The 14,482-nt window shown below is 68.9% G+C and carries 11 protein-coding genes; 2 read left to right on the top strand and 9 right to left on the bottom strand.

All coding sequences use genetic code 11. From position 1 onward, the window contains the following. From BSZ36_RS19440 to asd, 7 genes are all read right to left on the bottom strand, one after another. On the bottom strand, positions 1 to 1,096 hold a 1,096-nt coding region (locus BSZ36_RS19440; protein WP_179271157.1), incomplete at its 3' end, for a hypothetical protein. A gap of 17 nt (positions 1,097 to 1,113) precedes the next feature. Then, positions 1,114 to 2,136: a hypothetical protein gene (locus tag BSZ36_RS11455; protein ID WP_094549050.1), complete on the bottom strand. Its 1,023-nt coding sequence runs from the start codon at positions 2,134 to 2,136 to the stop codon at positions 1,114 to 1,116. A gap of 4 nt (positions 2,137 to 2,140) precedes the next feature. Continuing rightward, the gene (locus BSZ36_RS11450) at positions 2,141 to 3,997 is read right to left on the bottom strand and encodes a hypothetical protein (RefSeq protein WP_143536874.1); all 1,857 of its coding nucleotides are present in this window, start codon (positions 3,995 to 3,997) and stop codon (positions 2,141 to 2,143) included. A gap of 13 nt (positions 3,998 to 4,010) precedes the next feature. Beyond that, the gene (locus tag BSZ36_RS11445; RefSeq protein WP_143536873.1) at positions 4,011 to 6,191 is read right to left on the bottom strand and encodes a hypothetical protein; all 2,181 of its coding nucleotides are present in this window, start codon (positions 6,189 to 6,191) and stop codon (positions 4,011 to 4,013) included. Between the two features lie 85 nt (positions 6,192 to 6,276). Beyond that, positions 6,277 to 7,293 carry a T9SS type A sorting domain-containing protein gene (locus tag BSZ36_RS11440; RefSeq protein WP_143536872.1) on the bottom strand — a complete coding sequence of 339 codons (1,017 nt, stop codon included), beginning with the start codon at positions 7,291 to 7,293 and terminating at the stop codon, positions 6,277 to 6,279. A gap of 215 nt (positions 7,294 to 7,508) precedes the next feature. Beyond that, complete coding sequence (locus tag BSZ36_RS11435; RefSeq protein WP_179271156.1) at positions 7,509 to 8,507, bottom strand: LacI family DNA-binding transcriptional regulator; 999 nt, start codon at positions 8,505 to 8,507, stop codon at positions 7,509 to 7,511. 96 nt (positions 8,508 to 8,603) lie between these two features. Beyond that, the gene (gene asd / locus BSZ36_RS11430; RefSeq protein ID WP_094549040.1) at positions 8,604 to 9,428 is read right to left on the bottom strand and encodes an archaetidylserine decarboxylase; all 825 of its coding nucleotides are present in this window, start codon (positions 9,426 to 9,428) and stop codon (positions 8,604 to 8,606) included. Positions 9,429 to 9,589: 161 nt separating this feature from the next. On the opposite strand from asd, the gene BSZ36_RS11425 reads away from it, so the two are divergent. Both BSZ36_RS11425 and BSZ36_RS11420 read left to right on the top strand, forming a co-directional pair. Beyond that, on the top strand, positions 9,590 to 10,498 hold the full coding sequence (locus tag BSZ36_RS11425) for a DUF5715 family protein (RefSeq protein WP_094549037.1): 909 nt from the start codon (positions 9,590 to 9,592) through the stop codon (positions 10,496 to 10,498). 60 nt (positions 10,499 to 10,558) lie between these two features. After that, the gene (locus BSZ36_RS11420) at positions 10,559 to 10,948 is read left to right on the top strand and encodes an endonuclease domain-containing protein (protein WP_094549035.1); all 390 of its coding nucleotides are present in this window, start codon (positions 10,559 to 10,561) and stop codon (positions 10,946 to 10,948) included. 215 nt (positions 10,949 to 11,163) lie between these two features. Here BSZ36_RS11420 and BSZ36_RS11415 read toward each other — a convergent pair whose 3' ends face one another. Together BSZ36_RS11415 and BSZ36_RS11410 are read right to left on the bottom strand one after the other, a co-directional pair. Beyond that, positions 11,164 to 13,389 carry a TonB-dependent receptor gene (locus BSZ36_RS11415; RefSeq protein ID WP_179271155.1) on the bottom strand — a complete coding sequence of 742 codons (2,226 nt, stop codon included), beginning with the start codon at positions 13,387 to 13,389 and terminating at the stop codon, positions 11,164 to 11,166. Beyond that, positions 13,386 to 14,282 (bottom strand): hypothetical protein, encoded by an 897-nt coding sequence (locus BSZ36_RS11410; protein ID WP_094549031.1) that lies wholly within the window; start codon positions 14,280 to 14,282, stop codon positions 13,386 to 13,388. Before BSZ36_RS11410 ends, BSZ36_RS11415 begins: the two co-directional genes overlap by 4 nt. Positions 14,283 to 14,482: the final 200 nt, after the last annotated feature.

Raw genomic sequence — 14,482 nt, 5'->3', positions numbered from 1 at the left:
TGGTGACCGTCTGCCACTCCGTCGAGAACTGGCCTGCATCGGCGTAGCGCGCGTCGAGGATGATCTGGGAGAGCTGGCGGTTGTAGTCTTCCAGGCCAATGCGGACGGGGACGCGCGTCGCGGTACCGGAGGGGAGCCGCACGTCGAACTGGATCGCGGCCTCTGGCGCGATGGAGGTCACGTCCACCGGGTACCACTGGTCCCAGCTCACGCCCATGACGCCCTCATAGCAGCCGTTGTCTCGCACGTCCCACTGGAGGCTCAGCACCTGGCCTCTGGCGCCAGAGGCGACGGTCTGAATGGACTGGCACTCGTCGGTGACCAGGCCCCAGCCGTCGTCGTTGATAAACGCGTCGCCGAACAGCTGGATGGGAAGCGCCGTGGGATCAGGACGCTCGGGGAGGATGATCCAGGGTTCCTGCTCAGGCTCCTCGTAGAAGATGAGCGAGATGTCGTCGATGTAGATGCTCCCGGACTGCTGGAGCTCGAACATGATCTGCTTCACGTTCGTCGGGTCCAGGTTCTCCTCGGTCAACTCGAACGCCGCCAGAGGCACGGTGACCGTCTGCCACTCCTCGTCGATAAAGGGGCGCTCGAAGTAGCGGTTGCCGGTGTACGCGAAGCCCATCCCGCCGGCGTAGTCCTCCAGCGTCATCACGATGGGCAGGCCATACATCTTGCCCTCCTGGGTGCGGACGTGCATCTGCACGGCGGCGTAGGGCAGCACCTCGGAAAGGTCCTTGCCGACCCAGTTGTCCCAGCCGAAACCGAGCCCGGCCCACTCGCACCCTTCAGCCCCGCGGTCCCAGCTGACCTGTACGGCGCGGCGGCCGTCGTACACCACGTCCTCTGTCAGCGCGCCCTGGGTGCAGTTCGTGTCGTCCTGGAACCAGATGGTGTCGTCGTTCTGGTCGCTGTAGATCGTCGGCTCGACGGCGAGCGAGAGCTTCCGCGGGCGCTCGGGGACGGGCGCGGCCTCCACGGCGTCGTACAGCGAGACCGGCTGGAACTGCACGCAGCCTGTGGCCCCGAGGGCGAGGGCCGCGAGCATCGCGCCAGAGGCGAGGATGGAACGGGCGGTAGGGAGGTCAGCCATGGAACGAGCGGGGGCGGTTACGGCTGCAACGGGCCGCCGGCGGTAAACGTGATGTAGTCGATGCCGAAGCCAACAGGAAGAGGCGTCGACGGCTGCGCGTTGTTGTCAGAGATCAAGACGACGCGGACCGCGACGATATTCTGCGCCTGCGCCTGTGTGAGGCCGAGTTCACCGACGGACTTGCTGAACAGCCTCCACCCATCAAAGGTGATTGGGATGTCCCCAAACGGGAAGGCGGTGTCCTGGTCCATTTCGTACTGGCCCGTACCGTTTCCGTCGGTGATGAGCTGGATCACCGCGATGGTGAAGTCCCGGTCCAAGCCGCGGATCATGAAGTTGAAATACAGGTCGTCTGGGACCGTCGTAGGCGCCGTGAACACGCCGCGGCCCTGTGGCCGGATGTCCACGAGGCCGATAAAGAACGGGTCGGCTACGACGGGGCCTCCCGTGCTGAGAAGCCGGTAGAAGGAGTCCCCCTCACCGGCGGGCACGGCGCTGGTGATGCCCGTTTGGGCCGTGTTGAACTCGAACTCGAAGTTGCCGAAAAAGATGTCGGCGCCGTCCTCGAAGTCCTCGAACACGTTGCCGGGATAGACCCGCGCGGTAAGGACCTCGACGTTCGCCGTGGTCTCCTCTGGCGCCTGGGCCTCCTCGGTCGGGATCGTCAGGACCGCATCAACGGGCTCGTCCTTGAAGAAGGGCAACTCCGTCGTGCCGCCGCGCCAAGTGGCATTCTGGGCGTTCAGCGCGCTGGAAAAGCCCTCGATGACCTTTACGGCTCCGCTCTCCTGGCCCGTGATCGTGAGCACCCAGGACACCTGCTTGTTGAACTCAGCCGTGAAGACCACGCTCTCGCCAGAGGCGAAGTCCGCCGTCGGCTGGCTCGCCGCCAGAGGCGTGACGAGGCGGAACGGCCCGAAGCGGTCGATAAGGTTGGGGCCGTCGGGCTCTAGGCCGTGGTCGCAGCCTGTGGCCGTGAAACCGAGCAGGAGAACGAGGCAGGCGAGGAGGCCTCTGGCGGGAAGTCTGTAGAGAGGCATCGGGCTAGAAAGTCATGCTGTAGAGGGCGAACACCTGCCCGATCCGGTAGTCGTTTTCCGGCTCCGCGTCCTTGCCATAGCTGAAGCTCTGGTATTGAACGGTGAGGTACACGTCGTCCTTGAACCGGTAGCGGATGCCGCCGCCGAGGAGCGTCTCGTGGTCGTCGGTGACGAACGGGGCGGGGAAGTCCCGCACGTCGTTGAAGTTCTCGATCAGCGGCACGTAGTCCCGTCCGCTGGAGGTGCGGTACTTGGTGCCGAAGAGGAGGTCGAGCCGGTCGTAGACCTCGGCGGAGAGGCCGGCTTCAATCAGCGTCGAGGTCAGGTCCACCTGCTCGATCTCGTCCCCGCCGCGGCTCGTGTCCTCGAACTGCGCGCCGAGCGTGACGCCGACCGGAAGCGGGAGCGGCACGAAGCGCGAAAGCGGAAGCTCGGCGGTCCCGCGGATGAGCACGAAGTCCTTCAGAAGCTCGGTCCCCTGGCCTCGGATCTCGCGCAGGAGCGCCACGTCTAGGCCGAGCTCGAAGTCGTCGAACCCGGTGTTCACGTCCTCGCCAGGGGCGGTGGGGGCGTAGGCGGCGTTGAACCGGAAGCCGCGGCGGTTGGGCGTCGCCTTGCCGTAGGGCTGGACGTTGCTGTAGCGCGGGTCGTAGCCCATCAGCGCGTTCGCCACGCGGAAGGTGTAGATGCCGGGATCGCGCGTGAGGTCGAAAAGGCTGATCCGGCGCTGCTCGCGGTCGCGGCCGACGCGGTCGAACGACGCGCGGTCCTCTGTGTAGTCCACGCGCTTGCTCTGGGCGGCGGTGCTGTAGAAGTCCGGGCCTACGTCCACGAACATCGCCGAAACGTCCAGGCCTCTGGCGCCGAAGTCGGCCGCGAGGCCGACCTCGAAAAAGGAGTCGGACTCGTCGAGAAGCGTTTGCGTGGAGTCCGTGCCGCCTGCGTTTGGGCTCTCGAAGAACCGGCGGCGGTCCACGTAAGAGCCTCCGGCCTCGCCGACCACGTGGACGGAGTAGCCGGGACGCCGGACCAGCGTCAGGTCGCCGTCAAAGGAGAAGACCGAGTTGCGGATCCCGGCGTTCGCGTTGCCGGATTCGAGGTCATCCCAGACGTACGAGAGGTTGCCGCCGACCTTTGCGCGCGACGCCAGAGGCCCGAAGGCGGCGGAGGTCGCGCCGAGGCGCCCGCCGCCGATCAGGCGCGTCGGGGTCGCCGCGAAGTCCGTCGCGCGGAGGCGGGCGATAAACAGCCGCGTGTCCACCTCTTCGATGCCCTGCGCGAAAGCGAGGCCGAAGTCCACCGTTCCGCCCTGCAGGCGCCGCTCATTGTTGCCGGTGTAGAACTCCTCGTAGTCGATGATCTCGCGCTGCGGCTCGAACACCTCGGGCTCGTTGATGACGCCGTCCTCATCGGGAAGGAACAGGGTGTACGGCGTGAGCGCGAGGTTCATGTCGCCCACGCGGTACCGCACGCGGTCCGCGATCACGCCCCGCGCCCACAGCTCGCGGATCTCCACCGTGGCGCCTGCGCCGAAGAAGCCGCCGAACTCGTTCCGGAGCCGGATGGTGCCCTGCACCTCGGTGGAGCGGTTGGGCTGCGCGTTGACCGCGAGGTCCAGCACGAAGTTGCCGTCGGCGAGCGTCTCCACCGTCGACGTGTCGGTGTCGGTGATGGTCCCACCGAGATCGGACTGCTGGATGATGCTCCGGCCGAGCCCGTTGAAGCGGAGGCCGGGGCCGTCCTCTTGCGGGTCCGGCGCGCCGCCCTGTTGAGCAAGCGCCGAGGGCGCCAGAGGAAGAAGGAACGCCGATGCCATCGCCAGAGGCGAAAGAAGGCGACCGAGCCGTGAAGTGAATCGCATGGGCCTCTGGCGGCTAGAAGAAGATCTTGAGTTCGAGCGTGGTCTCCTGTCCCTCGTAGGTGTCTTCCGCAAAGGAGCGGTCCTCGAAGTCCATCCACCGGTGGCGGAGGTAGAGGCCCGCGTTGCGCGCGAGCGTCCAGTCAAAGCCGAGGCCGATGCCGCGGCCGCGCTGATCGCGCGGGTTGCCGCTGGTGGGGTCGAGCTCGGTGAACTGGCCGCCCCGGATGTTCTCGAGCCCGAGGTAGCCCGCGAGGAGGAAGCCCGGCGTGAGCTCGTAGTAGAGGTCGAACTCGTGGTACTGGGCGAAGATGTAGGTGTCGTCGTCCGTGGGGACGGCGCGGGCGGTCCGGTTGGCCGAGCCGAAGCTGCCGAGGTAGAAGAAGTACAGCGAGCGGTCGAGAACGCGCGCGCGGGCCTTGCCCTGAAAATCGACCGCGTGGTAGTACTTCCGGTTTTGCGCGAGGCCGGTCACCGGCTCCACGTCGGTCGTCTGCGCCCGCTCGATGGCGCCGCGGAAGACGGAGTACTTCCGCGCCAGCGGCCCGAACCGAGTGGCGCAGACGGCGTCGGCGGGGAAGGGGTTGTAGATGCGTGAGACCGCAAGACCGTTGATGCGGTGCACGTAGGTCAGCGTCGTGGTCGTGGGCGCGAGCTCGTGCGCGATGCCCCAGCCGACCTTGAACTGTGCCGGACCGGCGCCCCACTCCGTATTGACGTTGACGCCGCGGCGGTTGTGCTCCAACTGGTTGACCTGCGTGATGCCGCCGCCAGCGGCCCCGGAGCCCGCCACGACCTCGCACCTCGGGTCCGTCCGTAGTTGCGGGTTGTTGGTCGTCGAGATCTCGCTGTTCTCGTTAAAGAAGTTGCGCCCGATCTGGTACACCTGCACGTCGAGCGGGAGGCGCGTGAGGGCCTCTGGCGTGCGCGCGCGGACCATGAGCGCCTCGCCCCACTTGGAATCGTAGGTGGGGCTCTCGAACAGGCTCGCGCCCAGTTCGCCGCTCACGTTGACCGGCCCCGCGTTCGCGTTGAACGAGGTGGTGTGGACCTGGTACTGCCGGCGGTCCGTGGTCAGGCTGTCCAGCGTGCGGTAGCTGTAGATGGAGTTGAGCGCGACGCTGTTGGCGCCGAACGAGCGCTGCAGCCGGCCACCCGTGATAAAGCTGGGGAGCACGCGGGACTCGCCCGCAAAGCCCTGGTAGTCCGGTACGTCGCCCTGTCCGGGAACGTTGGCGTTGGGGTCCGTGACCGCCCCAGGCAGCCCGCCATTGGGTTGGGTCTTGCCCCAGAACGCGTCGAACGCGAAGTCGCCGGGGAGCTGGGCGCCGTTGAGGATGAGGCCCTGAAACGCCTGGAAGTCGAACCGCTCGTCGCCGGGGTTGGCCTGCCCGGTGAGGAAGTACCCCTCGTACTTCTGCTTGCCGGTTACGCCCTCCCATGGCGTGCGATCGAAGATGGAGTAGCGGTCCAGCGTCTGGTTTACGCCGATCGTGAAAGGGCTGAGGTTGTACCAGTGGATGCCGCCGGCGCGGACGCCGAAGTTGCCCGCTTCGGTCCGGAAGTTGCCGTAGAAGTTGATCCCGAGGTTGAGCGAGATCGTGTTGGTGCTGAAGTCCTCGCTCCCGTCGTACGGGTTGAAGATGAACAGCTCGGTTCCAAACGCCGACCGCCCGTTGGGCCGACCCGCGATGGTGAGCGCGAGCATGGGCTCGCGGTAGCCGTCGCCCACGCCGTATGCGCGCTCAAACGGCGCGAGGTTGGGATACGGCTCGGTGATGTTCCGCCCGTAGAGGAACAGACGGTAGTAGCCGAACACGTTGAGATCGATCGACCGCTTGCGGACGTTTTCCGTCGTGTCGGCGGCAGGCGCCAGAGGCTCAGTCTCCGCGTCGCGGAGGAGCGCCGTCCATGCCGAGTCCGCCTCTGGCGTGGGGCGCGTGGCGCCGGAAAGGCGCGAGGCGGGGCGCAGGGCACGGACGCCGATGCGGTCGGCGGACGTGTACAGGGTGTCGCTGGCTGTGGAATCAGCCGCGATCAAAAACGCCTCTGGCCTGACGCCGAGCGGGTCGGCATCGCCAGAGGCGAAGGGCTGGGCGCTCGTGGGGAGCGCGGCCAGGGTCAGCAGCACGACGGCCACCGCCCACCGGGCCCGCCCGCCAGAGGCGGAGTCGTCGCGAGAGGAGGCTGCGCGCATCGGGTGAGGGACGGAGGTCGCCATGTGCAAATAGACAGCGCCGCACGGCCCCTCTCGTAGAAGGACGAGCCGTGCGGCGGTGGGGTTAGCGCGTGACCGTCAGGCGCGTCGATGCGACGCCCGTCTCGGTCTGTACGCGGACGATGTACAAGCCCGGCGCGAACGCGGCGGTCTGAACGCCGAGGCGCACTTCGCCAGCGGCCTGTGGCCCCTTGGCGAGCGTTGCAACGGTGCGTCCGAGGAGGTCCACCACGTCAACCGTGACGTCGGAGGCTTCGGCGAGATCGAACGTGACCGTCACCGCGCCAGAGGCGGGGTTGGGGAACGCGGATGGTGCCGTCGTAAACGTGGACGGGGTCTCGCCGATCGATGTCGAGAACATGGCTTCCCCAGCGAAGGCGATGTCGTCGAAGGAGAGCGCGAAGTCCTGCGGGGGGTTCGCGTCGGGGTTCGCCTGGAGGTTCCCGAAGGCGAACACCACGTTGCCGACGGCGGCGAAGTCGAACCCGTCGTTGTCGCCGACGGGGCGGCCGTCGGTGGGGTTGAAGTCCGTGAACGAGGCCAGCGGGATCGCGACGAGCTGCCACTCCGGCGCGCCGGCGGGCACCGTCACGCGGTAGTTCGCCCGGAACTGGTCCTCGCCGTCGCCCGTCGCGGCGTCGTCGAACCCGTCGCCGTCGGGGTCCTCCTGGAGGTAGATCTCCATCAGCAGCGGGGTGTCGGTGGCGCGGACCGAGGTCGGGCGGAAGTAGAACGTGAAGTACTCCTGGCCGCTGGCGTCCACGGGCGTGAACGCGGCCGGGCCGCCGGGCCCGCCGACGCCGCTGCCGACGCCGGCGAAGCCGCCGCCCGCGCCGGGGTTGATGCCGATGTTCAGCGCGGTGTTGCCGTCGAAGCCCGGCGTGGGGCCGAAGCCGGAGCCGGCGCCGGCGCCGGAGAAGCCGAACGAGTAGACCGGCACGCCGTCGCCGTTCACCGTCTCGAAGTCGTCAAAGGACACCTGGGCGCTGGCCGAAGGGGCCAGGACCATGCAGGCCAGCGCGATGAGGCCCACGAGTCCTCTGGCGCGAGCGGTGGTAGAGGAGAGTAGCTGAAGAGTCATAGCAGGGAGGGATGGGTGGGAAGCGCTTCCAATGGTACGACGGCTGAAAACCTTTTCAAAGGCAATGCGAGGCGCATGGCGAGGTTTTCCGGGTAGCCGCTACCTGTCGCGCCGATAAGGCTCCTACGGCCGGACGGCAGAATCAGGTTCCGAGACCTGCGCAAACAGGACCACAGAAAGACGTGGCCGGCGGCCTCTGGCGCCAGAGGCCCGGGTTAGGCGGGGCTCAGCCGCGCCGTGGACTCCCGCACGATGACCTCGACCGGGACGGTGTGTTGCTGAAGCGGAGACGCGTCTCCGCGGAGCCGTTCCACGAGGCGGTAGACGGCACGCGCGCCGATCTCGGCGATGGGCACGCGGACGGTCGTGAGCGGCGGGAAGGTGTACTGCGCGCTGGCGAGCCCATCGAAGCCCGCGACGGCAATCTTGTCCGGGATCGAAATCCCCAGGTCACGCAAGGCGCTGATGACGCCCATCGCGCAGTAGTCGTTGGCGGCGATCACCGCTGTGGGCAGAGGGTCCAGCCCGGCGAGGGCCTGCGCGGCCTCGGCCCCGGCCTCTCGGGTGTACCCGCCGGCCACCGCCAGAGGCTCGGCGCCGGCCCCGGCCATCGCGGCGCGGTAGCCGTCGGCACGCTGGCGGGCGTCGCCCGAGTGGAGCGGTCCCTGGATCAGGGCGATCCGCCGATGGCCCACGTCGAGGAGATGGCGGGTGAGCGCCCGAGCTCCCTCGAAGTTGTCGAAGTTGAACACGTCGGCCGTGACGCCCTCGGCATAGGTGTTGATGAGCACGACCGGCGTCTCCGTTTTGAGGATGGAGGCGGTGCCGCTGGCGTCGAGCTCCGGCGCCATCACGATGAGGCCGTCTACCCGTTTGTCCAGCGCCTGCATGGCTTTCTGGAACTCGGCTGGCCGGCGGTGCGAGGTGGAGACGAGGAGGAAGAGGTCGTTTTCCTGAGCCGCTTCGTCCAGGCCGTTGAGGAGCTCGGAGAAGAACTCCCCGCTCATGAACGGGAGCAAAACGCCGAGCCCTCCGGTCTGCTTGCTCAGGAGGCTCCTGGCGGCCGGGTTGGGCGTGTACCCGAGCGTTTCGGCGGCGTCGATGACGAGGCGGCGCTTCTCTTCGTTGACCGCGCACGTGTCGTTGAGGACGCGCGAAACGGTGGAGATGGAAACGCCCGCCTGGCGGGCAACGTCGCGGATGGTGACTCGCACAGTCATGAACTCGGGTGGGCGTCAAAGATACCGGGGCGCTCCGGGCCGATCTGTGCGCTCTTGGGCAGAACCGCGTAGAGGTGGCGCCAGAGGCCCTTACGCGCCCGTGCCGATGCGCTCGCCCATGCGGAGAACGGTGCCCGCGGCCAGCGCCGGGTCCAGGATCGCGCGGTCCTTCTCGAACGCGAGGACGACGCTGCTGCCGAGCAGGAAACGCCCGATCTCGGCGCCGGTCTCGAACGCGAGGTCGTGCTCGGTGATCTGCCTCTGGCGGTAGGGCGAGGCCGGGCCGTCCCAAACCGTCTCGATGCTCGCGACCACCATCGCGCCCACCATGATGACGAGCATCCGGCCGTGCTCGGTTTCGAACTCCATCACCAGCCGCTCGTTGACCGCGAACAGGCCCTGGACGCCCGCCTCGGTCGTGGCGTTGACGGAGAACAGCTTGCCCGGGATCGCGACCGTCCGCACCAGGCGGCCCGCCAGAGGCAGGTGCACGCGGTGGTAGTCGCTGGGGGAGAGGTAGACCGTGGCAAAGGCGCCGCCCTCGAAAGACGGCCACGCGCATACGTCGGCAAGGGCGCGGAAGGAATACTGGATGCCCTTGGCTTGGAGAAGCTTCCCCTCCCGGATGGTGCCGGTCTGGCTGACCGCCCCATCGGCAGGGCTGACGATGGCCTCTGGCGCGGGGTCGATGGGGCGCGCGTCGGGCGTGAGGGCGCGGCTGAAGAAGTCGTTGAACGAGCGGTAGTCCGCGAGGTCCGGCCGCTCGGCCTGCGCCATGTCCACGTCGTAGGCCTTGGCAAAGGCGCGGATCAGCGGGCCGCGCACCCACGGGGCCTCGGATGCGGCAAGGCGGCCGATCGCGCGCGAGAGGCCGTGCTGGGGGAGGATCTTCTGAAGCCGGACGAACGCGCTCATGGGGCGGGGGAGAGGGGCCAGGCCTACCGCCGAGCCCGCCGGGGGTTCTCGCGAGGTGCCTCTGGCGCCGGAGAGGGCGTGCCCATGAGGCGCGAAAAACAGGCCACGAGGGCGCGAATACATAGCCCGCACACGTTAGGGAAGAAACGCCTCCCCACACCGTGCCGACCCGACCCGCCGATCCCCACCGACGCCATCCCGCCCGCTCCATCGCTGGATGGATCCTCACGCTTTCGCTCGTCCTCGCCGGAGTCGGCTGGATCGGCGCCTCTGGCGACTCGCTCGCGTCCGCGCTCTCGCCAGAGGCGCTGATGAGCGACGCCGACCGCGAAGCGCTCGTGGACGCCCGCGCCGACTTTGCCGCGACGCTCGCCGAACGCGAGTCGGCCTTTGCTGCGATCGACTCGCTGACGGGCCGCGAGACGCGCCTCTTGCGCCGCTCGCTCAACCGCAGCCACGTCTCCACCGCCCGCCGCCTGGGCATCGATCCCGAGGCGCCAGAGGCCGAGGCGAGGGAAGACCTGGAGTGGCTCGCGTTCGAGAACCCGTACTACGTGGCCCGGCGCGGGCACCTCACGCCGGACGCCCTCGCGGCGCTGGACTCCATCGGCGTGCGCTTCCAGTCCCGTCTGGCCGAGGCCGGTCTGCCCGCGTACCGCTTCGTGGTCTCGTCCGCGCACCGGAGCGCCGAGTACCAGGCGGAGCTGCGCCAGAGGAACTCGAACGCCGCCAGCGGCACCTCCAGCCACCAGTTTGGGACCACGTTCGACATCGCTTACCGCCGCTACCGCTACCGCTACACGCCCGCTCAGCCTCTGGCGCGGCCGGTGCTCCCGGACTCGGTCTCGGTTCTCGCCAGAGGCCACCTCTCGCGCGAGCTGGACGCGATGGAGCGCGCCTGGGCCGACCGCATGGCGCATGAGTACGCGGGCATCCTGGAGGCCGAACTGGGCCGCGCGCTGATTGAGTTGGAGAACGAGGGCGTGCTGCTCACGCTCCGCGAGGTGCGCCAGCCGTGCTTCCACGTGACGGTCGCGAAGCCTCTGGCGTCGGCGGGCGGATCGGCGTAGCTCGGCGCCAGGGGGCTCCGGCGCCAGAGGCTAGAGGCGACGGCCGCCGTACCCTGCGGGATGCGACGGTTCAACCGCAAGGCTCAGAAGCCCATTCGGCAGCACCTCCGCCGCGAGGCGACACCTGCCGAGCGGGCGCTGTGGACGGGGTTGCGCAACAAGGCGCTGGGCGTGCGGTTCCGGCGCCAGCACGGCGTCGGGCGGTACGTGCTGGACTTCTACTGCCCTGAGGTCCGCCTCGCAGTGGAACTGGACGGCGCCGCTCACGACTCCCCAGAGGCACAGGACTACGACGACGCGCGGACACGGTGGCTCGGTGAGACGCACGGGATCCGCGTGCTCCGCTTCGAGAACCGGACGGTGTTCGAGCAGCCGGACGATGTGCTCGCGGCGATCCGGCGGGCGGTAGCGGAGGCGCCAGAGGTCTCTGGCGAATTGCGAAAGACATAAGGCGCCTCTGGCGGTCAGGCCTCGGCACCCCCCTGCCGTCGCTGCGCTCCGGCTGTCCCCCCTCGCAGAGCAAGGGGGGACGGGAATGCGGAAGGCCCGGGAGAAATCAAAGCCTCGGACGGGCACGAAGCTCCCCGATACGACAAGCCCCCCTCGCACCGTGAGGGGGGCTGCCGCGACAGCGGCGGGGGGGTGCCCACCCAGCGCGCCAGAGGCTACAGGTCGACGCCCACCGTGAGGTACGCGCTGCGGCCTCTGGCGGCGAGGTCCGAGATCGCGAGGTGCTCCTGGTAGAAGGTGTCCAGCACGTTCTCGACGCCCGCCTGGAGACGGAGGCTACTCAGGGCGCCAGAGGCGGGCCGCCATCCTGTACGGAGGGCGAAAACGGCGAAGCCGTCCGTGGCGCGCTCGCCGTAGGTGAAGCGCGAGACGCGGTTCTGGGCGAGCGCCCATCGCGTCTCGACCTCGGCAAAGAGCGGGCGTCGGTCGTAGCGCAGCGCGAGGACGCCGCCGACGGGCGGAATCATCGGCAGAGGCTCGTCGAGCGTCGTGTTCTGGCCGTAGGCCGCGGACACGCTCGCGACGGCTTCGAGGCCGCCGCCCAGCGGCGCGAGTGCGCTGATCTCGCCGCCCGCCATCCAGCCGCTGTCCACGTTGTCGTAGAGCCGGAAGCGGTAGGTGGAGCCGGCGAGGCCCGCCACCACGTCGCGGTCGGCCAGGCCCACGACGATGTTGGACAATTGATGCGCGTAGGCTGAGGCCTCTAGCGCGATGCGCGAGCCTGCGTGCGCGACGCCGAGTTCGATCTGGCGGCTCCGCTCCGTTTTCAGGTCCGGGTCGCCGGTGTAGAAGTAGCCGTCCACGTAGTTGTAGACGTAGTGGCCGTACTGCTCCACGACGGTCGGCAGGCGGCCCGCGTCCGCGAGCGTGAGGCGGAGGTGCGTTTGGAGCGTGAGCGAATAGCTCGCCATCGCGTTCACGCTCGGCACGAGCCTCTGGCGCGCCACGTCCGACGAGCCGGTGCGGCGCTCGAAGAGCTGGCGCATGGCCTCCAGACTCACATCGCGCGCGGTCCCGTCCACGCGAGCCGAGGCCGAGACCGTGAGGCGGTCCGCCAGAGGCCGCTCGGCTTTGAGCGTGAGCGAGCCGTTGAGCGCCGTCACGTCGCCGACGTTGAGCAGCACCATGTCCCGGATTCCGGGGTAAAGGCTGTACATCGTCATGTCGCCGAACTGGCGGAGGCGGTGGGCGTCGGCCGTGAGCGTCAGGCCCGTCGCGCCGAACACCGTCATGCCCTCGGCCTGCGCGCCGACCACCTCGGTGTAGCCGCCCATCGGCATGTACATCCCGCGCATCACCTCGCGCGCGAGCACGTTCCGGTTGCGGTCGTCCATGTAGTGATCCACGCGGTTGGCGTAGAGCTTGGCCTCGAGGTGGTGGAGGCCCGGGGCGCTGCCTTCGTATCCGAGGCTTCCGATGCGCGCCTGCGCGAGCACGGCGTCCATGAGCAGCGCCGGGTAGCCAATGAGCCACGCGTCGTCTGTGATAAGCTGCGCCGTGAGCTGGTGGGCGCGGCCGAGGCGCAGCGAGGCCGCCGCGGCGAGGTTGCGCTTCTCGTAGCCCGAGGTCTCGATCGTCTCGCCGCCGCCCGGCGCGTAGTCGCCAGAGCCGCGGTAGGAGCCGCTGACCCTCAGCGCCAGAGGCCCGATGCTGCCGCTCGCGGCACCACGCACGCGTCGCGCCATGCCGTTGGACTCGACGCCGCTCTCGGCCTGCATCGCCAGAGGCGCGCCGAACGTAGGGCGCTGCGTCGCGAGGTCCACCGACCCGCCGATCTGGGAGCCGCTGGCGAGATCCGAGGCTCCCTTCGAGACCGAGACGGCGCGCAGGTTCTCGGGCTCGACGTAGCTGGAGGCCGGGTCCATCTTGTCCACGCACGCGCCGTAGACCGGCATCCCGTCGATGGTGAGGCTGATCTGCCCGCCCTGGTAGCCGCGCACGACGGGCTCGGAGGCGAAGTTGGCGCGCTGGATCATGTTCACCCCGGGCAGCCGGCCGAGGAGGTCCTCGGTCGTCCCTGGCGTCCGCGTCGGCGCCGAGGGGGCGCCCGCGACCGTGTGCTCGCCCTCAACCGTCACGCCGTCGAACTGCGTGGCCTCTGGCGCGAGGCGGATCGCCAGAGGCTGCGTTCCGTGGACGTGCACGCGCTCGGGCGCGTAGCCGATGGCGGTGACGAGGAGAATGGTGTCGCCGCGTTGGAGCGCGAGGCGGAAGCGGCCGTCCGCGTCGGCAGCGGCGCCTCTGGCGGTGCCGTCCACGCGGACCGTCGCGCCGGGAATGGGGGCGTCGGTCTCGGAGTCCAGCACGCGGCCGGTGACCTCTTGCGCGGAGGCGCCAGAGGCGAGCAGGAGGAGCGCGAGGAGAGGGAGGAGGCGGGTCATTGGTCGTACACGGTGTAGCCCACGAACCGGGCGGTCGCGTCGCTCTCGCCGGGCGGGGTGAGGGTGACGGTCATTTCCCATCCGCCCGACATGATGAAGTCCACGTCCCACGAGTAGCGCCCATCGCCGAGGGCCTCTGGCGCGCTGTGCGGCGTCGAGTGGCCGTCGCCGCCGCCCATGTCCATGTAGGGATAGAGGTCGGCGCCGAGCCCGTCGGCAGGCACGAAGGCCGATCCCGTCCAGCGGAGCGCCGCGACCGTGAACAGGTTGTTGCCCACGACGGGCCGCAGCGGGTCGATCCACGAAACGAGCAGGTCGCCGTCCTTCTGCATCCACAGGTCGTTGCGCGCCTCGACGGCGAACGTCACCTCGCCAGAGGCCCCGTCCAGCGTCTCGACGCTCGCGCGAATGGTGAAGTCGCGGGCCGTCGTGTCGGGCGTGAGGAGAAACGCGGCGCCGCGGAAGAAGCCGTCGGCGTCTGCGGCCGTCGCGGGGTTCTCCACCGGCAGCGCGACGCCAGAGGCGGGTCCCGCCTCTGGCGTGGCCGAAATCACGATGCGCGCGTCGCGGACCGCTTCGCCGGAGCGCGCGACGCGGAGGCCGAGCCGCACGTAGCCCAGGTGCGCGCCGCCTCTGGCGGCGTAGAGCTCCACGTCCAGACCACCGCCAGAGGCTGTGCCGACGAGGGCGTCGCCGGTTAGTTCGTCAGGCGGTGGGGGCGGCTGCAGGCCCTGGAAGTCGAAGTCCTCCAGCCCGTCCGGGACGCACCCGGCGACGAGAATCAGCAGACACGTCGCGAGTGCGCGAGCGGAACCCGCGCCCCGGAGGAGGCTTCCGCGTACTGGGTGTACGGTGCTCGCGGAGATCTCCGGTTTCTGGCTCTTCAGCCCCATTCTCGTCATTCCCGCGAAGGCGGGAATCCAGGGTGTTGAGCGTCGGTGGAAGCCGCTCGCTTCAGAATCGCAGGGAGGGAGCCCGCCTCGACCATCGCGCCCGTCCAGCGCGTTCGTGGAGTGTACAGGGGGCGCTGTCGGAGGGATCGGCGCTGACGACGAACGCCGACGCTCTTTTGCCTCCGCCGGAGGCAGGACCG

Source organism: Rubricoccus marinus, from assembly GCF_002257665.1.
In the GTDB taxonomy this organism is placed as follows: Bacteria; Bacteroidota; Rhodothermia; order Rhodothermales; family Rubricoccaceae; genus Rubricoccus; species Rubricoccus marinus.
Note: the sequence above shows the minus strand (reverse complement) of the source record. Positions and strands in the feature narration are given on the sequence as shown.